The organism is Nonomuraea sp. MTCD27 (assembly GCF_041950495.1).
Taxonomy (GTDB): Bacteria; Actinomycetota; Actinomycetes; order Streptosporangiales; family Streptosporangiaceae; genus Nonomuraea.
In genome coordinates, this window is sequence record NZ_JBGNUW010000024.1 from 26,231 (window position 1) to 50,468 (window position 24,238).

25 protein-coding genes are annotated in these 24,238 nt (G+C 73.1%); 10 read left to right on the top strand and 15 right to left on the bottom strand.

The window, feature by feature from the left end:
- Positions 1-14 precede the first annotated feature (14 nt).
- Positions 15-656, bottom strand: coding sequence for a histidine phosphatase family protein (locus ACBJ59_RS49125; protein WP_375116923.1), 642 nt, complete (start codon positions 654-656; stop codon positions 15-17).
- Positions 657-716: 60 nt separating this feature from the next.
- Here ACBJ59_RS49125 and ACBJ59_RS49130 point away from each other — a divergent pair, with 60 nt between their 5' ends.
- Together ACBJ59_RS49130 and ACBJ59_RS49135 are read left to right on the top strand one after the other, a co-directional pair.
- Positions 717-1,664 (top strand): DNA polymerase domain-containing protein, encoded by a 948-nt coding sequence (locus tag ACBJ59_RS49130; protein ID WP_375116924.1) that lies wholly within the window; start codon positions 717-719, stop codon positions 1,662-1,664.
- Positions 1,665-1,783: 119 nt separating this feature from the next.
- Complete coding sequence (locus ACBJ59_RS49135; RefSeq protein ID WP_375116925.1) at positions 1,784-3,286, top strand: M28 family metallopeptidase; 1,503 nt, start codon at positions 1,784-1,786, stop codon at positions 3,284-3,286.
- 51 nt (positions 3,287-3,337) lie between these two features.
- On the opposite strand, the gene ACBJ59_RS49140 is transcribed toward ACBJ59_RS49135, so the two are convergent.
- From ACBJ59_RS49140 to ACBJ59_RS49170, 7 genes are all read right to left on the bottom strand, one after another.
- Entirely contained in the window at positions 3,338-6,469 is a 3,132-nt protein-coding gene (locus ACBJ59_RS49140; RefSeq protein WP_375116926.1) for an RHS repeat-associated core domain-containing protein, read from the bottom strand.
- 67 nt (positions 6,470-6,536) lie between these two features.
- Positions 6,537-6,839, bottom strand: coding sequence for a WXG100 family type VII secretion target (locus tag ACBJ59_RS49145; RefSeq protein ID WP_375116927.1), 303 nt, complete (start codon positions 6,837-6,839; stop codon positions 6,537-6,539).
- Positions 6,840-6,846: 7 nt separating this feature from the next.
- Positions 6,847-7,443, bottom strand: coding sequence for a hypothetical protein (locus ACBJ59_RS49150; protein ID WP_375116928.1), 597 nt, complete (start codon positions 7,441-7,443; stop codon positions 6,847-6,849).
- Positions 7,436-7,576 (bottom strand): hypothetical protein, encoded by a 141-nt coding sequence (locus ACBJ59_RS49155; RefSeq protein WP_375116929.1) that lies wholly within the window; start codon positions 7,574-7,576, stop codon positions 7,436-7,438. The genes ACBJ59_RS49150 and ACBJ59_RS49155 overlap by 8 nt, the downstream gene beginning before the upstream one ends.
- Positions 7,573-7,869 (bottom strand): hypothetical protein, encoded by a 297-nt coding sequence (locus ACBJ59_RS49160; RefSeq protein ID WP_375116930.1) that lies wholly within the window; start codon positions 7,867-7,869, stop codon positions 7,573-7,575. The genes ACBJ59_RS49155 and ACBJ59_RS49160 overlap by 4 nt, the downstream gene beginning before the upstream one ends.
- Positions 7,862-9,103 (bottom strand): hypothetical protein, encoded by a 1,242-nt coding sequence (locus ACBJ59_RS49165; protein ID WP_375116931.1) that lies wholly within the window; start codon positions 9,101-9,103, stop codon positions 7,862-7,864. Before ACBJ59_RS49165 ends, ACBJ59_RS49160 begins: the two co-directional genes overlap by 8 nt.
- 237 nt (positions 9,104-9,340) lie before the next feature.
- Positions 9,341-9,961, bottom strand: a complete 621-nt coding sequence (locus ACBJ59_RS49170) for a dihydrofolate reductase family protein (RefSeq protein ID WP_375116932.1) — start codon at positions 9,959-9,961, stop codon at positions 9,341-9,343.
- 241 nt (positions 9,962-10,202) lie between these two features.
- Between ACBJ59_RS49170 and ACBJ59_RS49175 the strand changes: the two genes are divergently transcribed.
- Complete coding sequence (locus ACBJ59_RS49175; RefSeq protein ID WP_375116933.1) at positions 10,203-10,814, top strand: hypothetical protein; 612 nt, start codon at positions 10,203-10,205, stop codon at positions 10,812-10,814.
- Here the strand turns inward: ACBJ59_RS49175 and ACBJ59_RS49180 are convergent.
- The 3 genes from ACBJ59_RS49180 to ACBJ59_RS49190 form a co-directional block, all read right to left on the bottom strand.
- The gene (locus ACBJ59_RS49180) at positions 10,806-10,931 is read right to left on the bottom strand and encodes a hypothetical protein (RefSeq protein WP_375116934.1); all 126 of its coding nucleotides are present in this window, start codon (positions 10,929-10,931) and stop codon (positions 10,806-10,808) included. The genes ACBJ59_RS49175 and ACBJ59_RS49180 overlap by 9 nt on opposite strands.
- 65 nt (positions 10,932-10,996) lie before the next feature.
- Positions 10,997-12,058, bottom strand: coding sequence for a ThiF family adenylyltransferase (locus tag ACBJ59_RS49185; protein ID WP_375116935.1), 1,062 nt, complete (start codon positions 12,056-12,058; stop codon positions 10,997-10,999).
- Positions 12,059-12,098: 40 nt separating this feature from the next.
- Entirely contained in the window at positions 12,099-16,286 is a 4,188-nt protein-coding gene (locus tag ACBJ59_RS49190; RefSeq protein WP_375116936.1) for an FtsK/SpoIIIE domain-containing protein, read from the bottom strand.
- A gap of 173 nt (positions 16,287-16,459) precedes the next feature.
- Here ACBJ59_RS49190 and ACBJ59_RS49195 point away from each other — a divergent pair, with 173 nt between their 5' ends.
- From ACBJ59_RS49195 to ACBJ59_RS49205, 3 genes are read left to right on the top strand one after another with little or no spacing between them, the layout of a single operon-like run.
- Positions 16,460-16,984 (top strand): sigma-70 family RNA polymerase sigma factor, encoded by a 525-nt coding sequence (locus ACBJ59_RS49195; protein WP_375116937.1) that lies wholly within the window; start codon positions 16,460-16,462, stop codon positions 16,982-16,984.
- Between the two features lie 34 nt (positions 16,985-17,018).
- Complete coding sequence (locus ACBJ59_RS49200; RefSeq protein ID WP_364119898.1) at positions 17,019-17,714, top strand: zf-HC2 domain-containing protein; 696 nt, start codon at positions 17,019-17,021, stop codon at positions 17,712-17,714.
- Between the two features lie 10 nt (positions 17,715-17,724).
- Positions 17,725-18,579 (top strand): PHP domain-containing protein, encoded by an 855-nt coding sequence (locus ACBJ59_RS49205; RefSeq protein ID WP_375116938.1) that lies wholly within the window; start codon positions 17,725-17,727, stop codon positions 18,577-18,579.
- A gap of 5 nt (positions 18,580-18,584) precedes the next feature.
- On the opposite strand, the gene ACBJ59_RS49210 is transcribed toward ACBJ59_RS49205, so the two are convergent.
- Both ACBJ59_RS49210 and ACBJ59_RS49215 read right to left on the bottom strand, forming a co-directional pair.
- Complete coding sequence (locus ACBJ59_RS49210; RefSeq protein WP_375116939.1) at positions 18,585-18,953, bottom strand: VOC family protein; 369 nt, start codon at positions 18,951-18,953, stop codon at positions 18,585-18,587.
- Positions 18,950-19,558: a dienelactone hydrolase family protein gene (locus ACBJ59_RS49215; protein WP_375116940.1), complete on the bottom strand. Its 609-nt coding sequence runs from the start codon at positions 19,556-19,558 to the stop codon at positions 18,950-18,952. The genes ACBJ59_RS49210 and ACBJ59_RS49215 overlap by 4 nt, the downstream gene beginning before the upstream one ends.
- Before the next feature lie 83 nt (positions 19,559-19,641).
- Between ACBJ59_RS49215 and ACBJ59_RS49220 the strand changes: the two genes are divergently transcribed.
- Positions 19,642-20,835, top strand: a complete 1,194-nt coding sequence (locus ACBJ59_RS49220) for an aromatic acid exporter family protein (RefSeq protein WP_375116941.1) — start codon at positions 19,642-19,644, stop codon at positions 20,833-20,835.
- A gap of 18 nt (positions 20,836-20,853) precedes the next feature.
- A complete protein-coding gene (locus ACBJ59_RS49225) occupies positions 20,854-21,369 on the top strand; it encodes an SET domain-containing protein (protein WP_375116942.1) in 516 nt (171 codons plus the stop codon).
- 24 nt (positions 21,370-21,393) lie between these two features.
- On the opposite strand, the gene ACBJ59_RS49230 is transcribed toward ACBJ59_RS49225, so the two are convergent.
- Positions 21,394-22,392 (bottom strand): aldo/keto reductase, encoded by a 999-nt coding sequence (locus tag ACBJ59_RS49230; RefSeq protein ID WP_375116943.1) that lies wholly within the window; start codon positions 22,390-22,392, stop codon positions 21,394-21,396.
- A 106-nt stretch (positions 22,393-22,498) separates the two neighbouring features.
- Here ACBJ59_RS49230 and ACBJ59_RS49235 point away from each other — a divergent pair, with 106 nt between their 5' ends.
- Together ACBJ59_RS49235 and ACBJ59_RS49240 are read left to right on the top strand one after the other, a co-directional pair.
- Positions 22,499-23,053 carry a TetR/AcrR family transcriptional regulator gene (locus ACBJ59_RS49235; protein WP_375116944.1) on the top strand — a complete coding sequence of 185 codons (555 nt, stop codon included), beginning with the start codon at positions 22,499-22,501 and terminating at the stop codon, positions 23,051-23,053.
- A gap of 61 nt (positions 23,054-23,114) precedes the next feature.
- Positions 23,115-23,780 carry a hypothetical protein gene (locus tag ACBJ59_RS49240; RefSeq protein WP_375116945.1) on the top strand — a complete coding sequence of 222 codons (666 nt, stop codon included), beginning with the start codon at positions 23,115-23,117 and terminating at the stop codon, positions 23,778-23,780.
- A 95-nt stretch (positions 23,781-23,875) separates the two neighbouring features.
- On the opposite strand, the gene ACBJ59_RS49245 is transcribed toward ACBJ59_RS49240, so the two are convergent.
- Complete coding sequence (locus tag ACBJ59_RS49245; protein ID WP_375116946.1) at positions 23,876-24,151, bottom strand: hypothetical protein; 276 nt, start codon at positions 24,149-24,151, stop codon at positions 23,876-23,878.
- Between the last annotated feature and the right edge of the window lie 87 nt (positions 24,152-24,238).

Here is a 24,238-nt window from a genome sequence, read left to right on the forward strand (position 1 = left end):
ACTGTAACAGGCGCTCAGCCGCGCAGCTCCGGGGGGAAGCCGGTCCAGCGCAGCTCCACGGGAAGGTGACCCATGTCGTTGAAGAAGAGCAGCGAGGGCGGCCGGCCGGGGGCGTAGCGGATGGCGGTCAGGGCGGCGTTGGCGTGGTTGAGCCCGAGCCAGCGCCACTCGGGGGCGTCCTGGGCGGCGCGGACCAGCCAGCCGATCAGGAAGTTGTGCGTGACCACGAGCTCGTGGCGGGTCTCGTCCACCGTCTCGTCCACCGTCTCGTCCACCGTCGTGTCCGCCGTTCCGCCCACTGGGCCGGTGAACAGGTCGAGGGCCTCGCGGGCCAGCTTCGGCTCCGCCCCGGGGAACCGGGCGAGGAAGCCGAGGAAGTGGTCGGCGTACTCGGGGGGCAGCTCCTCCCTGGCCGGCAGGTACGGCACGTAGTCGCCGGCGGCCTCCGACACGCGCAGCGGGACGCCGGGGAGGTGCTCGCCGATCAGGCGGGCGGTCTCGGCGGCCCGGGGGAGCGGCCCGTGGTGGACGGCGGCCAGCGGGACGCCGCGGAGCCGCTCGCCGAGCAGCGCGGCCTGGCGGCGGCCGGCGTCCGTCAGGCCGCTCTCGTCCGGGGTGGCCTCGCCGTGCCGGGTGAGGTAGAGGAGACGCGTCATGGGGATCATTGTGGCCCGCGAATGTTGACCACACGTTCGAGTGTCGGCATCGTAGGGCGGGTGGCCGCTGATGAGACGCGCGACGGGGTCGCCCTGACCAACCTCGACCAGCCGTTGTTCGACGGTGCCGGCGCCACCAAGCGCGACCTGGTCGACTACCTCGACGCGGTCCGCGACCGCATCCTCCCGGTCCTGCGCGACCGCGCGCTCTCGGTCATCCGCGTGCGCCCGGGCCAGGAGCCGTTCGTGCAGAAGAACCTGCCCAAATACGCCCCCGACTGGGTGCGCTCGGTGTCCATGTGGGCGGACGCGTCGCGCCGGCAGGTGACGTACGCGCTGTGCGACGACCGCAGGACGCTGCTGTGGTTCGCGAACCAGCGGGCGGTGGAATACCACCCGGCGCTGTTCGTCGGCGACCACCCCACCCACATGATCCTCGACCTCGACCCGCCGGAGCACGACGACTCCTTCTCGCTGGCCGTGCGCGGCGCCTTCCTCGTCCGCCAGGCCCTCGACGACGCCGGGCTGAGCGGGGCGGTGAAGACCAGCGGGGCGAAGGGCGTGCACGTGTTCGTGCCCGTGGCCGAGGGCACGGCGCCGGACGACCTGGCGGCGGCCACCCGGGCCCTGGCCGCCCGCGCCGAGCGGGTGGACCCGGCGCTGGCCACCACGGCGTTCATCCGCGAGGACCGCGCGGGCAAGGTCTTCCTCGACTCCACGCGCGCGGGCGGCGCCACGGTGGCGGCCGCCTACAGCCCCCGCATCCGGCCGGGCGTGCCCGTCTCCTTCCCCGTGGCCTGGGCCGACCTCGACCGCGTGGCGCCGGCCGACTTCACCATGCGCACCGCGCCCGGGCTGCTGGCCGAGGGTGATCCGTGGGCCGAGCACATGCCCGCGCCGCAGCGGCTGCCGGACGACCTCATCGCCGAGGGGCACACGATCCCGGTCGCCCGCGTACAGGCGATGCACGAGGGCAAGCGGCGTGCCCGCGCCCGCCGCGCGGAGTAAATGTCCGGAATTTGCCGCATTAGTGGGTCTTCTCAGGGGTTCCTGGCCGGGTTACGTTCCGGTGGCGGCGGCTCGGGGGAAATCGCCGCGATCTCCGGTCTGTTCCTGGGGGAACCCCTATGCGAAGAATGCTCATCGTTCTGATCGCCGCACTCTCCTTACCGCTGACGTTGGCCGCGCCGGTCAACGCGGGCGGGCTCGACGACGTGTTCGCCAAGCTCCTTGTCAAGCAGGTCAAGGGGGCCAACGCCAAGAAGCACCTCGACGCCCTGCAGGCCATCGGCACCGCCAACGGCGGCAACCGCGCCGCCGGCACGCCCGGCTACGACGCCTCGGTCGACTACGTGGCGGGCAAGCTGCGCAAGGCCGGGTACAAGGTCACGCTCCAGCCGATCAACTTCGTCGAGAGCTGGTCCGAGAACTCCCCGCCGGTGCTCGACCTCACCGCGCCGACCTCGAAGTCGTTCGTGCCCAACCAGGACTTCTTCACCTTCCAGCCCTCCCCGGCGGGCGACGTGACCGCGCAGGTCCAGGCCGTGGACGTGACCCTGCCGCCGACCCCGGCGCCCAGCTCGACCAGCGGCTGCGAGGCGTCGGACTTCGCCGGCTTCGTGGCCGGCCGGATCGCTCTCATCCAGCGCGGCACCTGCGCCTTCGCCCAGAAGATCCGCAACGCGGGCTTCGCCGGGGCCTCCGGGATCATCGTGTTCAACGAGGGCCAGCCGGGGCGGACCGACGCGTTCCCGCTGGACATCGGCGAGTGGCGGGCCGGCGTGCCGATGGTGTTCGCCAGCTTCGCCGTGGGCAACGAGCTGGCCACCACCGCCGGGGCGACCGTCCGGCTCAAGGTCGACTCCAACCTCGTGCTCGGCACCAACGACAACGTCATCGCCGAGTCCCGCTTCGGTGACCCGCGCAACGTCGTCATGGTCGGCGCCCACCTCGACAGCGTGCCCGCCGGGCCCGGCATCAACGACAACGGCTCCGGCACGGCGGCGATCCTGGAGGTCGCCGAGGAGATGGCGCTCTACCCGGTCAAGAACAAGGTCCGCTTCGCCTTCTGGGCCGCCGAGGAGATCGGCCTGCTCGGCTCGGACCAGTACGTGGAATCCCTGTCGGAGGCGCAGCGCGACCGGATCAGGGTGTACCTGAACTTCGACATGGTCGCCTCGCCGAACTACGCCTACAAGCTGTACGACGGGGACGACTCGGACAGCGTCGGCTCGCCGGCCGGCCCGCCCGGATCGGCCCAGATCGAGCAGCAGCTCGCGGCCTACTACGACTCGCGTGACCTGCCCACCGTCGGCACCGACTTCGACGGGCGCTCCGACTACGGGCCCTTCATCGCGGTCGGCATCCCGGCCGGCGGCATCTTCACCGGCGCGGAAGGCATCAAGACCGCCGAGGAGGCGGCGCTGTTCGGCGGCACGGCCGGGGTGGCGTACGACGTCTGCTACCACCAGGCGTGCGACACGATCGCCAACGTCAACGCCACGGCGCTCGACGTGGACGCGGACGCGATCGCCGACTCGGTGGCCCGGTTCGCCTTCAACCTGCGCGCCATCCCGCCCCGGCAGGCGCCGCAGGCGGCGGCCGCCCTGTCGGCGGAGGCGGCTGAATGACCTTGTGACGCCCGGCCGGGTGGGAGGTCGTTCCACCCGGCCACGGCGTCATCACCGGAACTCGGGCGGCTCCAGCGGGGAGGGCGTGGAGCCGAGCGGGTCGGACCAGGTCGTGGCGTTGACCACGTACGCGTGCGGGTCCCACCCGCCCCTCAGCCCGATGGGGTCGGCGGTCGCGTAGCGGCCGGCCTCCGGGTCGTAGTGGCGCAGGAAGTTGTAGTGCAGGCCCGATTCGGCGTCCTCGTACTGGCCGGGGAAGCGCAGCGGGCAGTCGGTCCCCGACGTGATCGCGCCCGGGGAGGCGCCCCAGAGCGTCTGCCGGAGCCGCCAGGCGACGTTCCCCTCGGCGTCCACCAGCTCGGCCGGGGTGCCGATCAGGTCCGTGGCGATGGCGTAGAACCGCTCGTCGGTGCCCTCCTGGGGGATGGCCGTGCGCTCGGTCTGGCCCAGCGGGCGGAAGGAACCGGGCGCCCAGTCCCAGGCCGTCACGCGGTCCTCGCACGCCTGCTCGGCGAGGGTGAGGCCGTCCCACGCGAAGTCCGTGCGCTGCGCGCCGTCGGCGCGTTCCTTGGCGATGCGCCGGCCCAGCGGGTCGTAGAGGTAGCGCCAGCGGGTCCCGTCCGGGGCGGTGACGGCGGTCAGCCGGTCGTCGGCGTCCCAGGTGTAGTGCCAGGTGCGGGGTTCGGACGACAGGACCCCGCGCTGGCGCAGGATCGTGCGGCCCTGGCGGTCGTACTCGTAGCGGGTGCGGCCCGCCTGGCGGACCATGGTGCCGGTGTACGCGCGCGGGCCCCGGGCGTCCGCCGGCTCGGGCCAGTGGGCGTCGGTGATCTGGCCCGAGACGTTGTAGGTGTAGCGCTCCGACCAGCCCGTCCCGTGGACGGCGGTGACCCGGCCGACCGGGTCCAGGTCGAAGCGGCGGCGGCCGCCGAGCAGGTCGTCGATCTCGGTGAGCCGGCCGTCCCTGCGGTAGCCGTACGTGCGGCGCTGGACCACCCGGTGGGCCGGGCCCCTGGCCAGGGTCTGGGCCTGGAGGTGGGAGTCGTCGTCCCAGACGTGGGTCAGGGAGACGTCGGTGCCGAAATCACGGGATATTTCGCGTCTTGCCGGGTCGTGGGTGAAGCGGAGGGTGTGGCCGGCCGTCCGGAGGGTCAGGGGGAGGTCCCGGGCGTCGTACGTCCAGGTGGTCTCGGCCCCTGACGGGGTGCGGCGCAGCACCCTGCGGCCCAGGGCGTCGTACTCGGAGGTCACGGTGCGGCCGTTGCAGGTCTCGGCGACGACGCGGCCGTGGGCGTCGCGGGCGATGGTGAGGTCGGCGTCCGGGTTCGCCGCGTGGGTCAGGCGGCCCAGCGCGTCATGGCGGAACGTGGTGAGCCGGTCGCCCGCCCGCCGGCCGATGAGCCGGTCCAGGACGTCGTAGACGTAGCTGGTGCACTGCCCGGCGCCGTTGACGCGCGCCGTGAGCTTGCCCGCGGGGTTGTAGACGTAGGTCAGGAGGCGGCGGTTGAAGTCGGTCTCCTCGGTGAGGTTGCCCGCGGGGTCGTAGGCGTAGTGCCAGGTCAGGCCCTGGGGGTTGGTGACCGTGGCGAGGCGGAGCTCGCTGTCGTGGCCGAACTCGAGGCGGGCGCCGTCCGGCGTCGTGCGGGCGGCGGGCGCGCCGAAGGGGCCGATCTCGACGCGCGTGGACTCGCCCATGGCGTCGACGTGCTCGACCAGGTTGTTCTCCGCGTCGTAGCGCCGGCTTTCGGTGGCGCCGCCGGGCGTGCTGCGGGTGGCGAGCAGCCCCTCGACCGTCCAGGTGAAGCGGGTGGTGTGGCCCAGCGGGTCGGTGACGGCCGTGACGCGGCCGAAGGCGTCGCGCTCGAAGCGCGTGGTGGCCCCCAGCGGGTCGGTGACCGCGACGGGCAGCCCGGCGGGATCCGATTCGATCGTGCGGGTGTGGCCGAGGGCGTTGGTGATCGCGATCAGGTGCCCCCGGTCGTCGTAGGCGCGGGTGCCGCCCGGGCCGGCGACGAGGTTGCCGCGCTCGTCGCGGCTCAGGGACGTGGTGGTGCCGTCGTAGTCGGTGACGGCGACCGGCAGGTGCCGGGCGTCGCGGGTGTAGCGGCGGGTGGCGCCGTCGGGCCTGGTGATCGACAGCAGGGCGCCGGCGTCGTCGTAGGCGTAGCGGGTCGTACGGCCCAGCGGGTCGGTACGCGCGAGCAGCCGGTCGTGGCGGTCCCAGCGGTAGCGGGTGGTGTGGCCGAGCGGGTCGGTCTCACTGGTCACCTGGAGCAGCTCGTTGTAGTGGTAGGTCGTGAGGTGCCCGAGGGAGTCGCGGGCCCGGGTGACGCCGTCGCCGTAGGAGAGCTCGGTGTTGAACACGCCCGCCGCGCCCGTGCCGTAGACGCAGCGGCCCTCCAGGTCGTACGTGTAGGCGTACCAGGTGCCGATCCGGTCGTGCCAGCGGGTCAGCCGGCCGTCCTCGTCGTAGGTGAAGCGCAGCGGCAGGCCGGAGGAGTTGGTCACCCCGGTCAGGTCGCCGTCCTCGTCGTAGGCGTAGGAGACGAGCCGCTGGCCCGCGCCGCGCAGCCGGACCTCCACCACGCGGCCGTGGTGGGTCTCGATGTCGAGCCGGTAGCCGCCGGAGTGGGTCACCTCGGCGGGCAGGCCGTCGGTGTAGCGGACGTCGACGCGGTTGCCGTTGCGGTCGGTGATCGCCGCGATCGGCAGCACGCCCGGCTCGGTGGTCGCGGCGAAGTGGGTGGTGCGGCCGGTGAGCGGGTCGGTGACCGCGTACCCGGGCCCGGCGGCGCGCAGGGCCAGCCGGGGGCCGGCCTCCGGGTACGCCGCGTGGCCCGCCTCCGGGTGGGGGAAGGCGAGCAGGGCGCCGGTCTCGGTGGCCAGCCACAGCCCGTCGGCGTCCACCTCCAGGCGCTGGTCCAGGGTGGAGGCCCAGGACCGGCCGAACCAGCGCCCGGTGCGATGGCTGGACAGGTGGACGCGGCCCAGCCGGAGGGGCAGCACGCCGGGCAGCTCGACGTCGGTCTGGGCCAGCAGGACGACGCCGGTCGGGAAGTGCACCGGCTCGCGGCCGAAGAACCGGCGGCCGCGCTGCCAGGCCGTGCTCGCCGCAGTGCTCGCTGCTGTGCTCGCTGCTGTGCCCGCCGCAGTGCCTGCCGCAGTGTTCGCCGCTGTGCTCACCGCCGTATGGGCACGTGCCGCCTCGGCCTTCGACGGTCCGAGGGCTTCCCATCCGCCCGGCACGGTCTCACGCCCCCGCGCCACCGCTGAGCGAGGCGTCCAGCTCACGGTGCTTGGCGATCGCGGTCTTGAGGAACTGGCTCATGCCGTCCAGGCCCTGCATGACCTGCCTGGCGCCGTTGTTCCACTGGTCGTAGTCCTGCTGGAACTTGCCCGAGGCCCGCTCCGTGACGAAGTCGCTGCTCACGAGCTGGTCGATCATCGACTTGAGCTGGGTCAGTCGGCTCTCGATGTCCTCCTTCTCCTTGTTCAGCCGGGTCGCGCTGTTCTCCACCTGGGGGAAACTCAGGTGATGGGTCCCACCTGCCATGACGGGTTCACTCTCCTTGGGGGCCGGACCAGGCCAGGGTGGCGCTGATCGCGTCGAACAGGTCGAGCATCGGCTCGGCCAGGATCAGGTGCGGGCTGGCGAGCACCAGGTCCAGCACGCCGTGCCCGCCGGGCACCGGGATGAGGGTCTGCATCACCACCGATTCGAGCTCGCCGGACTCGACGCCGGTCACGCGTACGGCGCGGCCCGCGTCCAGCTCCACGATCTCGACGTCGCGCCAGGCCGGCGTGCCGGGCTGGGGCGGGATGGTGCCGACGCCCGCGGCGATCGCCTCGACGGTGTTGTCCTCCGGGTCCGCCCGGCCCCGGGTGTGCAGGGCCATGAGCGTGGCCAGGACGGTGCCCACGTCGTCCACGTGGTCGGTCATCGCCGCGCCGAACACCGCCCCGTGCCGCGCCGCCAGGTCGGCGACCTCGCGCAGCACCTTGATCAGCAGCGAGCGGTGCGGGGCGAGCGCGGGCTCGGCCGCCACGCGGGCGTCCACCAGGCGGGCCAGGTCGCCGGTGCGGCCCGCGCGCCAGACGTCGAACTCGTACCAGGATTCGGGCACCCGTACGGTGAACCCGAAGGGCAGGTCAGCCATCGGAGAGCTCCTCCGTGTAGGCGGTGCGCGTGGTGGTCGCCGGCGACGTCCGGTCCGTCAGCGCGAACACGAGGGACGCCACGATCGTCGCGACCAGGATCCCGGTGAGCACGCCGAGCCCGAGTGCCTTCATCGGGTGCCTCCCGAGGTGGTCGAGAGCGAGCCGGCCAGCTGGCCGTCGAGCGTGCCGGTGCCCTCGACGAGGGCGTCGAGCAGGCCGGCCGCGCGTTCCAGGAGCTGGTCCATCCGCGCGCGGTTGTCGGAGGACTCCGCGAAGAACCTCCGTACGGCGTCGTCGACCTTCTCCGAGCCGGTGTTCGCGTCGAGCGCGCCCGCCATGCCGCCGCCCAGTGCCGCGCGGATGGCCTTGAGGTCGCCCGACACCTTCGCGGCCTCCTGGCGGTCGGCGGTGAATTCCTCAGCCATTCGGCGCCCCTCCCTCGATGGCCTCGAACGCGCGCCAGTCCCGGTAGACGGTCTCGACGGTTCGCGGGCCGCCGACCCGGCTGTCCATGCTCAGCTCGAGCCGGGCCGGCAGGCCCTGCTCGTCCATCTGCAGGGTGAACTCGATCGGCCCTTCCGCGGCGGCGTAGGCGCTCTCGTCACCCCTGATCCGGTGGGCCAGGGCCGACCCGGTGATCGTGCGGCCGGTCCTGGTCACGTCCGGCTCGGCCGCGTCGATCAGGGCCTTGATCCCGTGCGGGGAGCTGAAGTGGCGCACGGTCCCCGCCCGCTGGAGGGCGCACGGCTCGAAGGGCGGCCGCTCGGCGTCGAACGGCACGCCGTCGGCCACGCCGCTGTTCCCGACGAGGGACACGACAGCCGGGCGTGGAGTGTTCCCGCAGGTCAGCTTCATGTCGTAGGACGTGGCGGCGTTCCGGTCGAAGCTGAGGCGGCCCTCGGAGCGCTCCGGTTCGCCCCGCGCCGGTCGGATCTCCTGCTGGAACGTGGCCGTCCGGCGGCCGATGACGCTCAACACGTCGCTCGTGTCCACCGGAGCCCGCCGGGCCTGGCCGGAGATCACGGTCACCATCCCGGCCGCCACCGCGACGACCAGCACCCCGACGGCGAGGCCGGCCAGGTACGCCGGCCTGCGCCAGAAGGGCGTGGGCGCGGGGACGTCCTCGTACGGCGGCTCGTACGGCCGGGTCCGCCTCTCGGCCTCCAGCAGCAGCTCGTGCACCGTGGCGCCGCGGGCCGCGCCGGAGTGGCCGAGCAGGATGCGGACCAGGTCGACGGCCGACGGGCGCACGGCCGGGTCCGGCCGGCGGCACTCGTCGATCACCGCGCGCAGCGCGGGCAGCAGCCGGTCGAGGTCGGGCTCCCCGCCCGCGCCCGCCTCGTGCCCGGTCGCCGCGAAGACGACCACGTCGGCCCAGTCCTTGACGTCGTGAGCGGGGAACTCGCTGTCACGCGGCCCCGGCGCGAAGAACGCCTGGCCGAGCGGCCCGATCATGACGTTGCCCGGGCTGAGCCGCAGCCCCGCGATCCCGCCCAGGTGCAGCCTGGCCATGGTCGCGGCGGTGCCGAGCGCGAGCAGGTAGAGCGCCTCTCCTGTGTACGGGCCCGCCGCCCTGACGACAGCGGCGAGCGATTCGCCCTTTCCCAGGTAATCGCGCGGCCGCAGGGCCAGACCGTCGCTCCATCCCTGAAATTCCATCGCCATCCCCGTGGCAGCCGGTCAGCGCAGAAGGCAGGCCGATGATTCGCTTTCGCACAGGTGAGGCCGGCATTTCTCCGGCCATCGGCTCCTGCCGTTTTCCGTCAGGTTGTACGCCGCCGCCCCGCGAGGGGTTCAATCCCATTCACGAAAACCCTGAAAGAGGGCCGGAGAAAGTCCGGGGACGACTGCCGCGGGGCGGCGAACCCCGCGGCGGTCGTGTGCGACATCCCCGGCTCAGGCCAGCACGCGGTAGGTCACGTGCGTGACCGAGGTCGCGGCTCGCGCCTTCACCTGCTCGAGCTTCAGCGGCGGGACACCCTCGAACAGCCGCGCGCCGGCGCCGAGCGTGAGCGGCACGACGTGCAGCCGCAACTCGTCGATCAGGCCGGCGGCGAGGTACTGGTTGATGGTGATCGCGCCGCCCAGGATCACGACATCGCCGTTACCGGCCGCCGCGCGTGCCTGTGCCAGCGCCGACTCGATTCCGTCGGTGACGAAGTGGTACGTGGTGCCACCGCCCATCGGCTGCGGGTCGCGCGCGTGGTGGGTGAGCACGAAGACCGGGGCGTGGAACGGCGGATTGTCGCCCCACCAGCCGTTCCACTGCCGATCCCACTCGCCGCGCACCGGGCCGAACATGTTGCGCCCCATGATGACCGCGTCGGCGGCGGCGACCTGCTCGACCTCGGCCCGGTTCTCGTCGGGATCGTCGAACATCCAGGCGTGCAGCTTGTCGCCCCAGCCGTCGCCGCCGTCCTCGCCGAACGGGTGCTCCTCGGTCTGGTTGAGCCCGGCCACGTACCCGTCGGCCGAGATCGTGATGTCGCAGACCACCCTGCCCATTTGTTCCGTCATTGCTTCGACCTTCTGTAATTTCGGCTCGAACTGGTCACCTGCTGTAGACCCGGCACAGCGGAATTACTCATCGGCCGCGGCGCCCAGGGGCTACAGATTCTCGGCCACCGAAATACGCCCTGAACAGGGCAGCGACCGGACATTTCGCGGGCATGGCAGGCGATCGAGAGGGAGCCGGGGGCTTGACCTTGACGCGACGTCAACGTTTCTAATCGGTGGTGAGCAGCCGAGAGAGAGGAACGTGATGGTCGCAGCCGCGCTACGGATCGTGGGGTTCGAGCTCAAGGGCCTGGCCGCGATCGGGATGTGGATCGCCCGCCGCAGGCACGGGGTGCCCCCGGGCGCGACCGTCGTGACGTACACCAAGGAGCAGACGTTCATGCTGTCGCTGATGTTGTTCGCGATGGCGGTCGAGACGGTGGTGGTGGACCTGCTCCTGGTCGCCTTCGACGTCCCCGCGTGGATCCGCTGGACGGTGCTCGTCGCCGACGTGTACGGCCTGCTGTTCGGGGTCATGCTCGCCGCCGCCTGCGTCACCCGTCCCCATGTGATCACCCCCGGCGAGCTGCGCCTCCGGTACGCCGCCTACTTCGACCTGCGGGTGCCCCGCGAGCTCATCACCGCCGTACGCGCCGGCCGGACCTACAACGAGGCGAGCATGGTCGCGGTCAAGGACGGCCGGCTCACCATGGCGGTCTCCTCGCAGACCAACGTGACGATCGAGCTGGCCGAGCCGGTCACCGCGATCCGCCCGCTCGGCCGCCGCGCCGAGATCACCTCGATCCGTTTCTTCGCCGACCAGCCCGACGCGGTCCTGGCCGCCCTGCGCTCGGAACTCAGCCCTTCAGTTTGAGGTGCCCTGGCTGGGCTGGAGCACGCCGCCGGTCTCGATCTTGTCCAGGCGCCGGACGGTGATCTTCTTCGGGGACTTCCGTTCCTGCTGAGGTTCCGGGGCAGGGGTGTTGCTCATGGCACTCCTTACCGAGCGAAGTTGGAAACGGTAAACCGGATATTACGGTTCCTTTCCGGACCTCATCAATAACAGAAATCACATTCGTCCCTGGAGGGATGGCGGGCATATACATGCGCGTCGGGGTCGAGTAACGCGAGCCCGTGGAAATAGCCGGGCGGCGTGGCCGACAGCCCGGTCAGCAGGGCCAGGACATCGTGCGCGACCAACTGCCCGGACAGCCCGGCCGACGCGCCGGTCACGCCGGGCCAGCCGTAGCCGGCGCCGGGCTGCGGCGGGATGCCGGCGCGTACGCACTCGAAGCACGGGCCGCCGGGGCCGAAGACGCCGACGCTGACGAGCGGCCCGTCGTACCCGCCGCTCACCCACGGGATCCCGGCCCTCGCGCAGACGCGGCTGGCCCAGGTCCGGATGCCGGCCGGCTCGCGCGGCCGGTCGGCGCACAGCGCCAGCACGTCGAAGCCGTGCAGCAGGCGGGCGAGCCGCTCGGGGCCGTCGATCGTGGCCTCCTCGGCGGTGATCTCGATGTCGGAGTTCACCGGGCGCAGCCGGTCGAGCGCCGCCTCCGCCTTGGGCCGGCCGAGGTCGGCCTCGGTGTAGAGGATCTGCCGGTTGAGGTTCGACAGCTCCACGACGTCCGGATCCACCAGGTGCAGCCGGCCCACCCCGGCGGCCGCCAGCGACCAGGCCGCGTGGCTGCCGGTCCCGCCCAGGCCGGCCACCAGCACCCGGGCGGCCTTGAGCCGGAGCTGCGGCTCCCAGCCGTGGTCCCGCGGGGTGAGGTCGACCCAGCGGAAATACTCCCTGCTGCGGCTGTAGCGCTCCTTCTCCCGCTCGCTCAGCTCCTCGCAGGGGCCGGGCGCGGCCTCCTCCACGTGGCCGGAGGAGAGCAGCGTCGCGACGATGTCGTCGGCGTCCTCCAGGGTCAGGGCGGCGTGCGCGGCGCGGAGGCGGGCGGCGATCTCGGCGGGTGCGCGGGTGCCGTCCATGAGCGCCAGCGCGGACCAGGCCCAGCCGTCGGCATCGCTGATCTCCGAGGCCAGTCCGTACATGACTCCGCCGAGACGGATGGTGCCGTCGCTGAGCCGCTGCGGGGCGTGCTCGGGCTTGACCCGGGGGAGACGCATGCACCCGATGGTCATCATCCGCAGGTCGGAGGTCAAGATCTCATAGCGCCGCGAGCTGGACCAGCTCCAGGCGGCGGGCGGTGGCCAGGTACGCCCGACCGGCGGGGCCGGCGAAGAACTGGTCGGGCTCCAGGCTCATCCCGTGCTCCCGCGCGGTCACCCGGTTCGCCGGTGTCAGGAGGAGCCGGGTCCCCGTCCGCAGCACCTCCGTGACCTCCCCGGCCAGCGACCGCCGGTGCCCCTCCAGCAGCGGCGTCGCGTCCCCGGCCAGCACCAGGGCGCGCCGGCCCAGCTCCGAGGGCGCGATGATGTCCTGCAGCAGCGTGGGCAGCGTGTCGAAGCCCTGCTCCCTGGGGGTGATCGTCACCTGGTCGAAGTCGTCCACCACCACCGCGTACCGGCCGTCCCCGAAGGCCGCGACCGCCTCCCGCAGGTCGGCGTCGGCGAACGAGGTGCCCACCAGCGTCCGCGCCCCGGGCAGTGAGCGCACCAGCGGCGAGCGGAGCGGCCCGACGGCCAGCACGCTCACCCCCGCGCGCAGCAGCACGGTCGCCATGACCAGCGCCGCGTTGCTGCGCCCCGACCCGCCGGGCCCCGACACCAGCACCAGGTGCGGGCCCAGCTCGAACAGGTCCAGCTCGACGGGCGCGACCTCCGGCCCGCCGACCCCGATGGCCGGGCCTTCCAGCCGGCTCAGCGGGACGCTCCCCGGCAGCGGCGGGAAGGCGCGTGCCCGCCCCGCCGGCTCGCGGCTGTGCCGCGCCGGGACGGGAGGCGCCGGTATCCGCTCGGGCGGCAGGCAGATCTGCACGTGCAGCCCACCGGCCGCCTCGATCGCCCGGCCGGGCAGGACGGGCGGCGACACCATCCCCGACGACAGGTACGACCGCCGCGTCTCCTCCCGGGGGAACGGCAGGAACAACCGCCGCGAGAACAGGTCCGGCGTCTTCCCCCGCAACATGTCGTGCCCGCCGACGGCCACCGTGTGGATGCCGACGGGAGGCCCGCCGGCCACGATCCCGCGCAGGGTGACCAGCAGCGGCGTCTCGAAGAAGTCGGGGTTGCCGCGGTCCTCGAAGTACTCCCACCCGTCGATCACGAACACGACGACCGGCGCGCCGGGCCCGCCGGGCGACAGCCGCGCCAGCCGCCGCCGTTCCACCTCGTCCGCCAGCCACGTCACGATCCGCCTGATCCGGTCGGGCTCCGCGCCGGAGGCGACGGCCCCGCAGTGCGGCAGATCCGCGTACGCGGACAGCCCGCCCGGCTGGTTCTCCACCACGTACAGCCACACCTGGGACGGCGAGCAGCGCGCCGCCAGGCTGGAGATCAGCGTCCGGCAGAACGTGGTCCGCCCCGACTGCGGCCCCCCGGCCACCATGAGCCGCTCGGTCCCGCCCAGGTCCAGCGCCATCGCGGGCTGGGCCTGGCCGGCCGGATCGTCCACCAGCCCGAACGGCACCCCGCCCGCCCCCGCCACCTCGTCCAGCGGCAGCTCCGCGGGCAGCGGCGGCAGCAGGGGACGGAACGGCGGCTCGACGGGGAGCCCGCGTGCCGCCGCCAGCACCGCCGCGATGGCCAGGTCCTGGTCGGTACGGCTGGCCCGCCGCGCGCCCCTCACCTCGGGCCGCGGCAGGCCGAGCGCCGGCCAGGGCGCCGGCCGGGCCGAGGCCGGGGCCGTGCCCGTGGGCGGCGGGTCGCCCAGGTAACCGGTCTGGAAGAGCTGGGGCGTGCGCTGCTCGCCGCCCACCCGCATGATCATGCCCCGGCCGCGCAGCCGCGACGGGATCGTGGCCGCGTCGGGCACGCCGAGCACCTCGGTGCTGTCGGAGGGCTCGTTCTGCCGCAGCGTGATGCGCAGGGAGATGTTGTTCTTCAGCTCGGGCGACAGCTTGCCCTGCAGCGACTGCGTGGCCAGCACCAGGTGCATGCCCAGCGAGCGCCCCTTGGCCGCCACGTTCACCAGCTCGCGCAGGAAGTCGGGGGAGACCTCAAGGACGCGGGCGAACTCGTCGAACACCATGACCAGCCGGGGCAGCCGGCCGCCGGCGTTCCAGTAGACGTCGATCTCGCCGCCGTACCGGGCCAGGATCGCCTCCCGGCGCCGCACCTCCGCCCGTACGGAGGCCAGCACGCGCCGCGCCGCGCTCTCGTCGAACACGTCCGCCGCCGTGTCGCCGGTCGAGCGGATCAGCCCCACGACGTGCGGGCAGTGCTCGAACGGCAGGAACGCGCTGCCGCCCTTGAAGTCGACCAGCACCAGGTTCAGCTCGTCGGGCCGGTTGGCCAGCAGGAGCGAGGTGACCAGGGTCTGCAGCAGGATGCTCTTGCCCGCCCCCGTGGCCCCGCCCAGCATCGTGTGCGGCCCGTCCGCCGCGAGGTCCACCGTGACCGGGCCGGAGCCGTCGGCCCCGACGCACACCCGCGTGGTCGGCCCCGGGTCGGCGGCCCACAGCGCCAGCACGGCCTCCGCGCCCGGCGCTTCCAGGCCCAGCGCGTCCAGCAGGCGTACGGAGGCCGGGATCACGCTCTCCGCCCTGGCCAGCGTGAGCCGGTCGCGCATCGGCGCCACGGCGCGGGCGATGCGCTCGGCGGCCTGCTCCCCGAGGCTCTCCGGCTGCACCGGCACCGGCAGCCCCTGGCGGCCCCGGGTGAGCAGCATGCCGGCGCCGTCCAGCTCGCAGACGCCCCGGCACTCGTTCAGGCTGCGCTGGTCGGCGCAGATCACGTACACGCCGACCGAGGGACCCTCCCTGAGCACCTCCTTCATGCCCGGGATGTCGCGTAACGCGCGGGCCCCGTCGAGGACCACGACCACGTCCTCGCCGAAGCGGCGGTCGCGGTGCTTGAGCCGCTCGGTGACCAGGTCCTTGAGCTCCTCGATCCGCTCCGTCCTGGTCTGCGGCGTGTTGCCGACCAGGCAGGGGACGGGGGCGTCCACGTTCAGGTGCGGCAGCCAGCGCGCCCAGGCCAGGTGCTCGCCGCCGGACGCGGTGATCACGACCAGGCGCAGCTCGTCCGGCGCGCGCAGCGTGCCGAGCTGGACCAGCAGCCAGCGCAGCAGCGCGTCCACCGGGTCCGGCGGGCCGATCACTCCCAGCACGCCGATCTCGCGCAGGTCCACGGTGACCGGCACGCCGCGCAGCACCGGCTGGACGAACTCCGGCCACGGCTCGCCGTCGAACGTGATCGTGGCCGGCTCGTCGGCCACCCCCACGCGCAGCGTCAGCCCGTCGGGGGAGTCGGCGTTGCGCGGCCACAGCCCCGGCCCCTCGTGCGTGGCCGCGAACGTCAGGTCCACCTCGTCGGGGGCGACGACGTGCCGCAACCACTGCTCGTGCACGACGTGCCGCCGTATCCGCTCGACCGTCTCCCGCTTGCGCTGCTCGAACTCGCGCTCTTTCTTCCTGCGCTGCCGCCCTTCCACCCACTGCGTGGCGAAGAAGGTGATCGGCGTCAGAATTCCGAACAGGAGAAAATACGCGCTTTTCAACAGGATCGCCATCGCGATGGAAATGGGCAGCGGCAGCAGTGACGAAAGCAGCGCCACCGCGATATTGCGCTGCGGCACCTCGTCGCGCGGCATGGTGATCCGGGCGGCCGGGACGGCGGGGGCCGGGGAGAACGCCCGGTCGAAGTCGATGCGCCCGTCCCTGCTGCGCCTGGTCCTGAGCCTGGCGGGCGGCAGCGGCGCCCAGCGCATCCGGTCGTCGCCCACCTGGAGCACGCCCTCCGGCCGCAGCGCCACCGGCACCCGCGCGACCGTCTCGTCCACCAGCGTGCCGTTGCGCGAGCCGAGATCGACCACCGTCGCCTCGCCGGTCCACGACACGTCCAGCCGGGCGTGCCGCCTGGAGACCCGCTGGTCCCGCAGCAGGCTGATGTCGGTCCATTCGCGGCCGATCACGTGGCTGCCGGGGCTCAGCCAGACCACCCGGCCCGCGTCGGGGCCCGCGAACACCCGGATCGCGCCCGCCGCGGCCAGGGGCCGCCAGGGCTGCGTACGCTCGGGCTCGCCCACGCTGATCGTGGCCCCCGGCACCAGCGGGCTCTCCGCCACGGTCGCCTCGGGATCGAGCTTGCCGCTTCCGACGTAACACGGCCGGCCCTTGACGGGGAAGGGCAGCGACCGCAGCAGCGACCCGATCGGCGTCTCCGGCTCCGCCGTCACCTCGACGTCGACGGCGGTGGACGCCGCCGGGTCGCGGATCGTCAACCGAATGATCATAATCCCCTCTCCAGGGGAGAGAAGCATGATTCAGCCAATAAATCTAGCTATATGGCGAGACGGGCAAACTACCTGACTCGGGCGCGCGGGCGTGGCTAGAGTGACTATTCTCATTATCAGCGTACCGAGCGTGATATTTCGTGATATCCGCAGCTCGAGGAGCCCGCCCCCTTGTGAATCACCGCGTAACCGACGAGGCCATGGTCCGTGCCCTCTACCGCGAATACGGCGCCCCCCTGATGGCCTTCGCCATCCGGTTGACGGGCGGCGATCGCCGCTGGGCCGAGGACGTCGTCCAGGAGACCCTCGTACGCGCCTGGCGCAACCTCCACGACCTCCGGACCGAGTCCGGCTCGCTGATGCCCTGGCTGGCCACCGTCGCGCGCCGCGTCGTGATCGACAACCGCCGCCGCTCCGGCTCGCGCCCCCTCGACACGGTCGAGGAGATCCCCGAACGCCTCCAGGCCGTGGCGGCCGAGGACGAGCAGCTGCTCAGGGAGATCGTCGTCACCGACGCGATGTTGTCGCTCTCACCCGCGCACCGCCAGGTGCTCACGGAGACGTTCCTGCTGGATCGCACGATCCAGCAGGCGGCGGAGACGATCGGCGTGCCGGTGGGCACGGTGAAGTCCCGCGTGTACTACGCCATGCGCGCGTTACGGGTCGCGCTGGAGGAAAGGGGGGTGACGTTGCCGTGATCGAGGTGCGTCACGATGACAGGGGGGTGACGCCATGACCGAGGTACACCACGAGGACGTGGCCGCTTACGCGCTCGGCCTGCTCGGGGAGGACGAGCGGGCCGCTTTCGAGCGCCATCTCGACGGCTGCGGGAGCTGCGCCGCCGAGGTGGGCTCGTTCGCCGCGATGGGCGAGCTGATCAAGAGCGTGCACCCCGACGACCTCCTGCCCCAACCACCGGATCCGCAGGTCGAGTCCCTCCTGGTCCGCCGTGCCGCCACCGAGCGGCGGCGGCGCCGCTTCCACCGCGCCTTCATGACCGCCGCCGCGTGCCTCGTGGTGGCGGCCGGCGTCTATCTCGGCGTCAGCTCCATGACCGGCGGCCCCGATCCCGACAGCATCCACGGCCCGGCCCGCGACCTGCTCATGACCGGCCGCACCTACTCCGCCACCGACCCCGCCACCGGCGTGTCCGGGGTCGTCGGCCTGGAGGACAAGGGCTGGGGCACCCACGTGGCGCTGGAGCTCAAGGGCGTGAAGGGGCCGCTGCAGTGCCGCCTCATGGCCGTGGGCGACGACGGCCGCTCGGAGGTCGTGGCGAGCTGGGGCGTCCCGGACAAGGGGTACGGCGTGCCCGGCGCTCCCGACCCCCTCGTCCTGCATGGCGGCACCAGCCTCTCCGAGTCCGAGCTGAACCACTTCACGATCCAGACCTTCGACGGCAGGACCCTGGCCACCGTGGCGGTCTAGGACGAACACGATGCGCATAGACCTGCACAGCCACAGCAGCGCCTCCGACGGCACGCAGCCCCCGGCCGACGTGGTGCGCCGGGCCCGCGAGCGGGGGCTCGACGTGCTCGCGCTGACCGACCACGACACCGTCGCCGGGCACGCCGAGGCCGTCGAGGCGCTGCCGGCCGGGCTGACCTTCGTGCCGGGCATGGAGCTGTCCTGCCGGCGCGGCGGCCGGAGCATCCACCTGCTGGCCTACCTGTTCGACCCGGCGGAGCCGGAGCTGGCGGCCGAGTGCGCCCGCATCAGGGAGGCCCGGGTGGTCCGCGCCCGGGTGACCGTCGAGCGCCTCACCGAGCTGGGCGTGCCGGTCTCCTGGGAGCAGGTGTCCGAGCTGGCCGCGGGCGGTCCCGTCGGGCGACCGCACATCGCCCGGGCCATGGTCGCCGCCGGCGCGATCGCCGAGCCCGCGCTGGCGTTCACGCCGGAGTGGATCGGGGCGGGCGGGCGCGCGTACGTCTCCCGCTACGCCCTGGCCCCCGACCGGGCCGTACGCCTGGTCCGGGCGGCCGGCGGGGTGCCGGTGCTGGCCCACCCGAAGGCGGCCGGGCGCGGCCAGGTCGTCCCCGACGAGTGGATCGCGGAGCTGGCGGCCGCCGGGCTCTTCGGCCTGGAGGCCGACCACCTCGACCACGACGCGGCCGCCCGGGAGCACGTCCGCGCCCTGGCCCGCGACCTCGGGCTGGCCGTGACGGGATCCAGCGACGACCACGGCGAGCTGACCGGCCACCGGCTGGGCTGCGAGACGACGGCGGCCGAGGTCTACGAACGCCTGACGGCCGAGGCCACCGGCGCCGAACCCATCACCGCACGAGGCCGCTGACCGCTTCAGAGAGAGGTGTTCACCCAGAGGCAGAACGGGTGCCCGGCGGGGTCGAGATGCACGCGGACGTCATCCTGCGGCTGGTAGTCCGCCACGGTGGCGCCCAGCTCCACGGCCCGGGCGCTGCACCCGTCCAGGTCGTCCACCTCGATGTCGAGGTGCATCATCAGCTGCTGCCTGCCGGGCCGGGCCGGCCAGGTGGGCCGGACGTAGCCGGGTTCGCTCTGGAACGACAGCCCCGGCCCGCCGTCCGGCGGCGCGAGCAGCACCCAGCCGGGCTCCTCGGCCTTGACCGTCCAGCCGAGCAACTCGCGGTAGAAGGCGGCCAGCGCGGGCCCGTCCGCCGCTTCCAGGCAGACGGTGGACCATCTCACAGGTGCCCCCTGGGGCCGGCGAAGTGCGTCGTGAACCAGTCTCCGGCATGGTCGGCTACCGCCTCAAGAGCGCCCGGCTCCTCGAACAGGTGGGTGGCGCCGGGCACCACGGTGAGCCTCCCGTCCGCGCGCAGGTGCCGCTGGGCCTCCTCGTTCAGCTCCACCACCACCGGGTCCCGGCCGCCCACGATGAGCAGGGTCGGCGCGCGCACCGCCGCGAGCCGGGGCCCGGCCAGGTCGGGCCGGCCGCCGCGCGAGACGATCGCGGCGATCTCGTTGTCCGGCTCGGCCGCCGCCCACAGGGCCGCCGCCGCGCCGGTGCTGGCGCCGAAGTAGCCGATCGGCAGGCCCGCCGCCTCCGGCTGCTCCCGCACCCAGGAGGTACGCTCCAGCAGCCGCCCGGCCAGCAGCCCGATGTCGAAGACGTTCGCCCTGTCGGCCTCCTCCTCGGGCGTGAGCAGGTCGAACAGCAGCGTCCCCAGCCCCGCCTCGTTGAGCGCGCCGGCCACGTAGCGGTTACGCGGACTGTGCCGGCTGCTGCCGCTGCCGTGCACGAACACCACCACGCCGAGAGCGGCGTCAGGAACGATCAGATCGCCGGACATCAGACATACTCCCCTCGCTGCAGCCTGCCGCTACCCGGTTGCGGGCAGCTCTATCAGCCGCGCAAAAGGGCAGCTCATCCGGTATGGAGACCGAAACGGGACGCGGGCGCGCGGCGGCCGGCTCCCCGCTCGAACGCATCGTGTCGGGCGGGGCGTCGGCGCTCGCCATGGTGCGGAGCATGGGGGTCGGGCGCTGGCTGCGCATGGAGCGGGAGGCGCTGGCCCAGACGGTCAAGGTGACGGGGGCGTGCGCGCTGGGGTGGTGGCTGGCGGCGTACGTGCTCAAGGTGGACCTGCCGGTGCTCGTGCCGGTCGGCGTGCTGCTGACGGTGTCGGCGACCGCGTACAGCACGCTGGTGCGCGGGGCCCAGCAGATCCTGGCCGTGGTCGTGGGCGTGGGGGCGGCCACGGTGCTGATCTGGCTGATCGGCGCCAACGCGGTGACGCTGGCCGTGCTCGTGGTGGCCGGGCTGGTCCTGACCCGGCTGCTGAACCTGCCCGCCCAGAACGTGCAGATCCCGATCACGGCGCTGCTGGTGTTCGCGCTGGGCAGCACGTACGGCTTCGAGCGCCTCTCGGACGTGCTCCTGGGCGCTGGCATCGGGATCGCGGCGAACCTCCTGGTCCTGCCGCCCCGCTTCGTGGATAAGGCCGGCAAGGAGCTGTGCGGCCTGTCCGCCGAGCTGGCCGACCTCGCCGAGGAGATGTCCCGCGGGCTGAAGGGGCGCTGGACCCAGGACATGGCCCGCGACTGGCTGGAGCGCGCCAGGAGCCTGTCGCAGCGGCTGGAGGACACGGAGTCGGCGGCCGACCAGGCGGCGGAGTCGGTACGGCTGTCGCCGCGCCGCCGCCGCTACGACCGCCGCCTGCGCCAGGTGGCCGAGGCCGCCACCTGCCTCGACCACGCCTGCCACCAGCTCAGGAGCCTGGCCAGGGGGCTGCTGGACCTCGTCTCCGGCGTACGCGGCCTGCCCGGCGAGCGCGGCGCCGACCTGCCGCGACCCCTCGCGGACGAGCTGGCGGCGCTGGGGCGCGCGTTCCGCGACTTCGGGATGCTCCAGGTCGGCGGGGGCCGGCGGGAGGACCTGGAGGACCTGTGCGCGGCGCTGGACGAGGGGGAGAACCAGCAGCGCCGGCTGGTGATGGAGTTCCGGCAGACCCGGCAGGCCGAGCTGAGCCTGTTGCAGGGATCGCTGCTCGACGACTGCGCGCGGATCCGCCACGAGTTCGACCCGGACACCGGCCCGCACAGAGCGGCCTTCCCCGGGCGCGACTGATCGGGAGATGCTGGCCTCATGCTGGAGGAACCCGAGCCGGACTGCCGGCTGCACCCGCACCTGGAGGTACGCCCCTCGCCCATCGAGGGTGAGGGCCTGTTCGCGACCGCGCCCATCCCGGCCGGCGCCGTCGTCGCCCGGCTGGGCGGCCGCCTGGTGACCGGGGAGCGCCTGGCGGAGCTGTTCGCCGCCCCCGGCCGGCCATACGTCGACACCATCACCGTGGCCGCCGACCGCCACCTGGTCCTTCCCCCGGGCCGGCCGATCGGCAAGAGCAACCACAGCTGCGACCCGAACCTGTGGTGGACCGGCCCCTACACCCTGGCCGCCCGCCGCGACCTGCACCCGGATGAAGAGGTGACGAACGACTACGCCACCAGCACCGCCGAGCCCGGCTTCACCCTGGACTGCCGCTGCGGCACCGCGCTCTGCCGGGGCCGGGTCACGGGCGAGGACTGGCGCCGCCCCGAGCTGCGCGACCGCTACGGCGAGCACTGGATCCCGGCCCTGCTCGCCCTGATCCACGCACCCTGACCGAGTTCGGGAGGCGGGGGCGGTTCACGCGTCGTGACCGAGTTCGGGAGGCGGGGGCATCCGGTCGCCCGCGACCCGCGCCGCGATGGGGCCGAGCGCGGCCAGCTCCTCCTCCGCGAGCTCGATCTCCAGCGAGCCGGCGTTCTCCAGCAGCCGCGCCTGGCTGCGCGTGCCCGGGATCGGCACGACCGGGATGCTGTGCGCCCGCTGCCGGTGGATCAGCCAGGCCAGCGCGACCTGCGCCATCGTCACCCGGCGGGCCTCGGCGATCTCCCGTACCGGGGCCAGCAGGGCGGCGTTGTGCGGCGCGTTCGCGGCGTCGAACCTGGGCAGGCCGCGCCGCATGTCGTCCTCGGCCAGCCCCTCCGTGGAGGTGTGGCGGCCGGTCAGGAAGCCGCGGCTGAGCGGCGCGTACGCCACGAAGCCGATGCCCAGCTCCGCGCAGACCGGCACGACCGACTCCTCCTCGTCCCGGCTGAACAGCGACCACTCGTTCTGCACGGCGGCGATCGGATGCACCCGGTGCCCGGCGCGCAGCTGCTCCGCGGTGACGTTGGACAGGCCCAGGTGCCCGACCAGCCCGTCGCGCACCAGCTCGGCCATCGCGCCGACCGTGTCCTCGACGGGGGTGACGTGGTCGGGGTGGTGCAGGTAGTAGAGGTCGATGCGGTCGACGCCGAGGCGGCGCAGGCTCGCCTCGCAGGCGGTGCGTACGTACGCGGGATCGGCCCGTACGCCGACGAGCTCCCCGGTCCCCGGAGCCCGGACGGCCGCGAACTTGGTGGCGACCACCACCTCGTCCCGCTTCCACCCGGCCAGGAAGTCGCCGATCAGCCGCTCGTTGGCGAAGTCGATCCCGTAGTAGTCGGAGGTGTCGAGGAAGGTCATGCCGATCTCGGCGGCCTTCCTGAGCGTGCCGAGCGACTCGTCCCTGTCGGTCGGGCCGAGGAACTCACTCAACCCCATGCACCCCAGGCCGAGCGCGGAGACCTCCAGGCCCCCGCCGAGTTTGACCATACGCATGGCGTGTCCTAAGTCAGGAGGGATAGAATCGGGATGGCCGTCCCGGTTAGCTCGAATATACGGGACGTCCATCCCGTTTGTCTACGGAGCTTGGAGCGATACCCGGATGAGCAGGCCATTGCGCGCCGACGCCCAGCGCAACAGGGCGCGCGTCCTGGAGGTGGCGGCCGAGACCTTCGCCGCGGAGGGGCTGTCGGTGCCCGTCCACGAGATCGCCCGCCGCGCCGGCGTCGGCACGGGGACCGTCAGCCGCCACTTCCCGACCAAGGAGTCGCTGTTCCAGGCGATCCTGCTCGGCCGGATGGAGGAGCTCGTACGGCAGGCGACGGACCTGGCCGAGCGCGAGAGGCCCGAGGAGGCGTTCTTCGCCTTCTTCGCCGCCATGGTCGGGGCCGGCGCCGCCAACAAGGGCCTGGTGGACGCGCTGGCCGGGGCCGGGTTCGACTTCGAGGCGGTGGCGGCGGAGAGCCGCTACGACGTCATGGGGGCGTGGCAGGCCCTCCTGGAGGGAGCGCAGCGGGCGGGCACGATCCGCGAGGACGCCGACATCGCCGACGTGAAGGCCTTGCTGACGGGCTGCATCGACCGCGAACGCCACGCCCCCGACCCGTCCGCCAGAGCCCGCATGCTCACCATCGTCCGCCACGGCCTGCGCCCCTGACCCCGGCCCACCTGCGGATCGAGGGGCCGTCGCGCGGACATGATCCTGGCATACTGCTCGAATGTCCGATTTTGCCGAGTTCCGAGCGAGAGGCCGGGCAGCCCTTCTGGAGGGTGCAGCCACCCATGACGACCCCATGGTGGAGGGCGCCAGGCGCTGGGGGGCCGCGGCCGTGCTCCGCCCCGAGGGCGAGGTCGTCGACCGCATGACGGAGCTGGCCGCGACCGTCCCGGCCCTCGGCCACTGGGTGCACGGCGGCCGGACCCTGCACGTCACCCTCCGGTCCCTGGAGCCCTACCGCGCCCGCATCCCCGAGGACGACCCGCTCCGCCGCGCGTACGCCGCCGCCCTGGCCGAGGCGGCCGAGGGACTGCCCCCGGTCAGGTTGCGCCTGTCCGGCGTGAGCCCCCATCAGGGCGGCGTCCTGGTGGGCGCCCGGACGGAGGACGACGCCCTGGTCACGATGCGCAAGCGCTTCGCCCACGCGATGGAGTCGCGCGGCATCCGGGACCTGGAGCACGGCCGCGTACGCGACCGCTGGTACGTCAGCCTGGTCCACTTCGCCCGCCCGCTCGCGAACCCGCGGGAGATCGTCGCGTGGTGCGACGCCCACGCGGACGCCGACTTCGGCGTGCCCGAGCTCCCCACGGCGGAGATCGTCCAGTTCGTGCACACCGGTACCGGCATCCGCGTCGAGTCCCTCGAACGGACCCGCCTGCCCGGGTGAGAGACGGCGGGGCGCCACCCCGGCCCCAGTCCTGAGGCGACGCCCCGCCGCCGGCCTCGTGGACCGGGAGCGGCCCCCCACGCGGTCGCTCCCGGTCAGCCCAGCATGAGCGCCGTGACGAACTGCAGCAGGTGCCAGGCCACGTAGGCGCTGAGCGAGCAGACCGCCCACTCCTTGCCCCTGCTGATCCGGGAGATCCAGCGCAGCTCCTCCGCCGGCTCCCGCCGCACCCGGAGGCTCCTGCTGACGAAGTACGCCGACAGCAGCCAGGCCGTCCCCGACCCCATGAGCAGCGCGAACGACAGCCCCAGCAGCACCGGGGACCCGGCCGGCCCCTCACCCGGGGAGAGCTGGCGGGCCCAGGCTGCCATCAGGCGAGCAGCGCGACGGTGATCCGCCTGTCCTTGCGCGCCTGTCGCTTCAACCACTGCAGGTCTCGACGCAGATGATTCTTGAGC

What these genes read in the sequence shown, in the direction of transcription:
- ACBJ59_RS49125 (WP_375116923.1), bottom strand. Translation starts at nt 656, where the DNA reads ATGACGCGTCTCCTCTACCTCACCCGGCACGGCGAGGCCACCCCGGAC.
- ACBJ59_RS49135 (WP_375116925.1), top strand. Translation starts at nt 1,784, where the DNA reads ATGCGAAGAATGCTCATCGTTCTGATCGCCGCACTCTCCTTACCGCTG.
- ACBJ59_RS49145 (WP_375116927.1), bottom strand. Translation starts at nt 6,839, where the DNA reads ATGGCAGGTGGGACCCATCACCTGAGTTTCCCCCAGGTGGAGAACAGC.
- ACBJ59_RS49150 (WP_375116928.1), bottom strand. Translation starts at nt 7,443, where the DNA reads ATGGCTGACCTGCCCTTCGGGTTCACCGTACGGGTGCCCGAATCCTGG.
- ACBJ59_RS49155 (WP_375116929.1), bottom strand. Translation starts at nt 7,576, where the DNA reads ATGAAGGCACTCGGGCTCGGCGTGCTCACCGGGATCCTGGTCGCGACG.
- ACBJ59_RS49160 (WP_375116930.1), bottom strand. Translation starts at nt 7,869, where the DNA reads ATGGCTGAGGAATTCACCGCCGACCGCCAGGAGGCCGCGAAGGTGTCG.
- ACBJ59_RS49165 (WP_375116931.1), bottom strand. Translation starts at nt 9,103, where the DNA reads ATGGAATTTCAGGGATGGAGCGACGGTCTGGCCCTGCGGCCGCGCGAT.
- ACBJ59_RS49170 (WP_375116932.1), bottom strand. Translation starts at nt 9,961, where the DNA reads ATGACGGAACAAATGGGCAGGGTGGTCTGCGACATCACGATCTCGGCC.
- ACBJ59_RS49180 (WP_375116934.1), bottom strand. Translation starts at nt 10,931, where the DNA reads ATGAGCAACACCCCTGCCCCGGAACCTCAGCAGGAACGGAAGTCCCCG.
- ACBJ59_RS49185 (WP_375116935.1), bottom strand. Translation starts at nt 12,058, where the DNA reads ATGCGTCTCCCCCGGGTCAAGCCCGAGCACGCCCCGCAGCGGCTCAGC.
- ACBJ59_RS49190 (WP_375116936.1), bottom strand. Translation starts at nt 16,286, where the DNA reads ATGATCATTCGGTTGACGATCCGCGACCCGGCGGCGTCCACCGCCGTC.
- ACBJ59_RS49200 (WP_364119898.1), top strand. Translation starts at nt 17,019, where the DNA reads ATGACCGAGGTACACCACGAGGACGTGGCCGCTTACGCGCTCGGCCTG.
- ACBJ59_RS49205 (WP_375116938.1), top strand. Translation starts at nt 17,725, where the DNA reads ATGCGCATAGACCTGCACAGCCACAGCAGCGCCTCCGACGGCACGCAG.
- ACBJ59_RS49215 (WP_375116940.1), bottom strand. Translation starts at nt 19,558, where the DNA reads ATGTCCGGCGATCTGATCGTTCCTGACGCCGCTCTCGGCGTGGTGGTG.
- ACBJ59_RS49220 (WP_375116941.1), top strand. Translation starts at nt 19,642, where the DNA reads ATGGAGACCGAAACGGGACGCGGGCGCGCGGCGGCCGGCTCCCCGCTC.
- ACBJ59_RS49225 (WP_375116942.1), top strand. Translation starts at nt 20,854, where the DNA reads ATGCTGGAGGAACCCGAGCCGGACTGCCGGCTGCACCCGCACCTGGAG.
- ACBJ59_RS49230 (WP_375116943.1), bottom strand. Translation starts at nt 22,392, where the DNA reads ATGCGTATGGTCAAACTCGGCGGGGGCCTGGAGGTCTCCGCGCTCGGC.
- ACBJ59_RS49235 (WP_375116944.1), top strand. Translation starts at nt 22,499, where the DNA reads ATGAGCAGGCCATTGCGCGCCGACGCCCAGCGCAACAGGGCGCGCGTC.
- ACBJ59_RS49240 (WP_375116945.1), top strand. Translation starts at nt 23,115, where the DNA reads ATGTCCGATTTTGCCGAGTTCCGAGCGAGAGGCCGGGCAGCCCTTCTG.
- ACBJ59_RS49245 (WP_375116946.1), bottom strand. Translation starts at nt 24,151, where the DNA reads ATGGCAGCCTGGGCCCGCCAGCTCTCCCCGGGTGAGGGGCCGGCCGGG.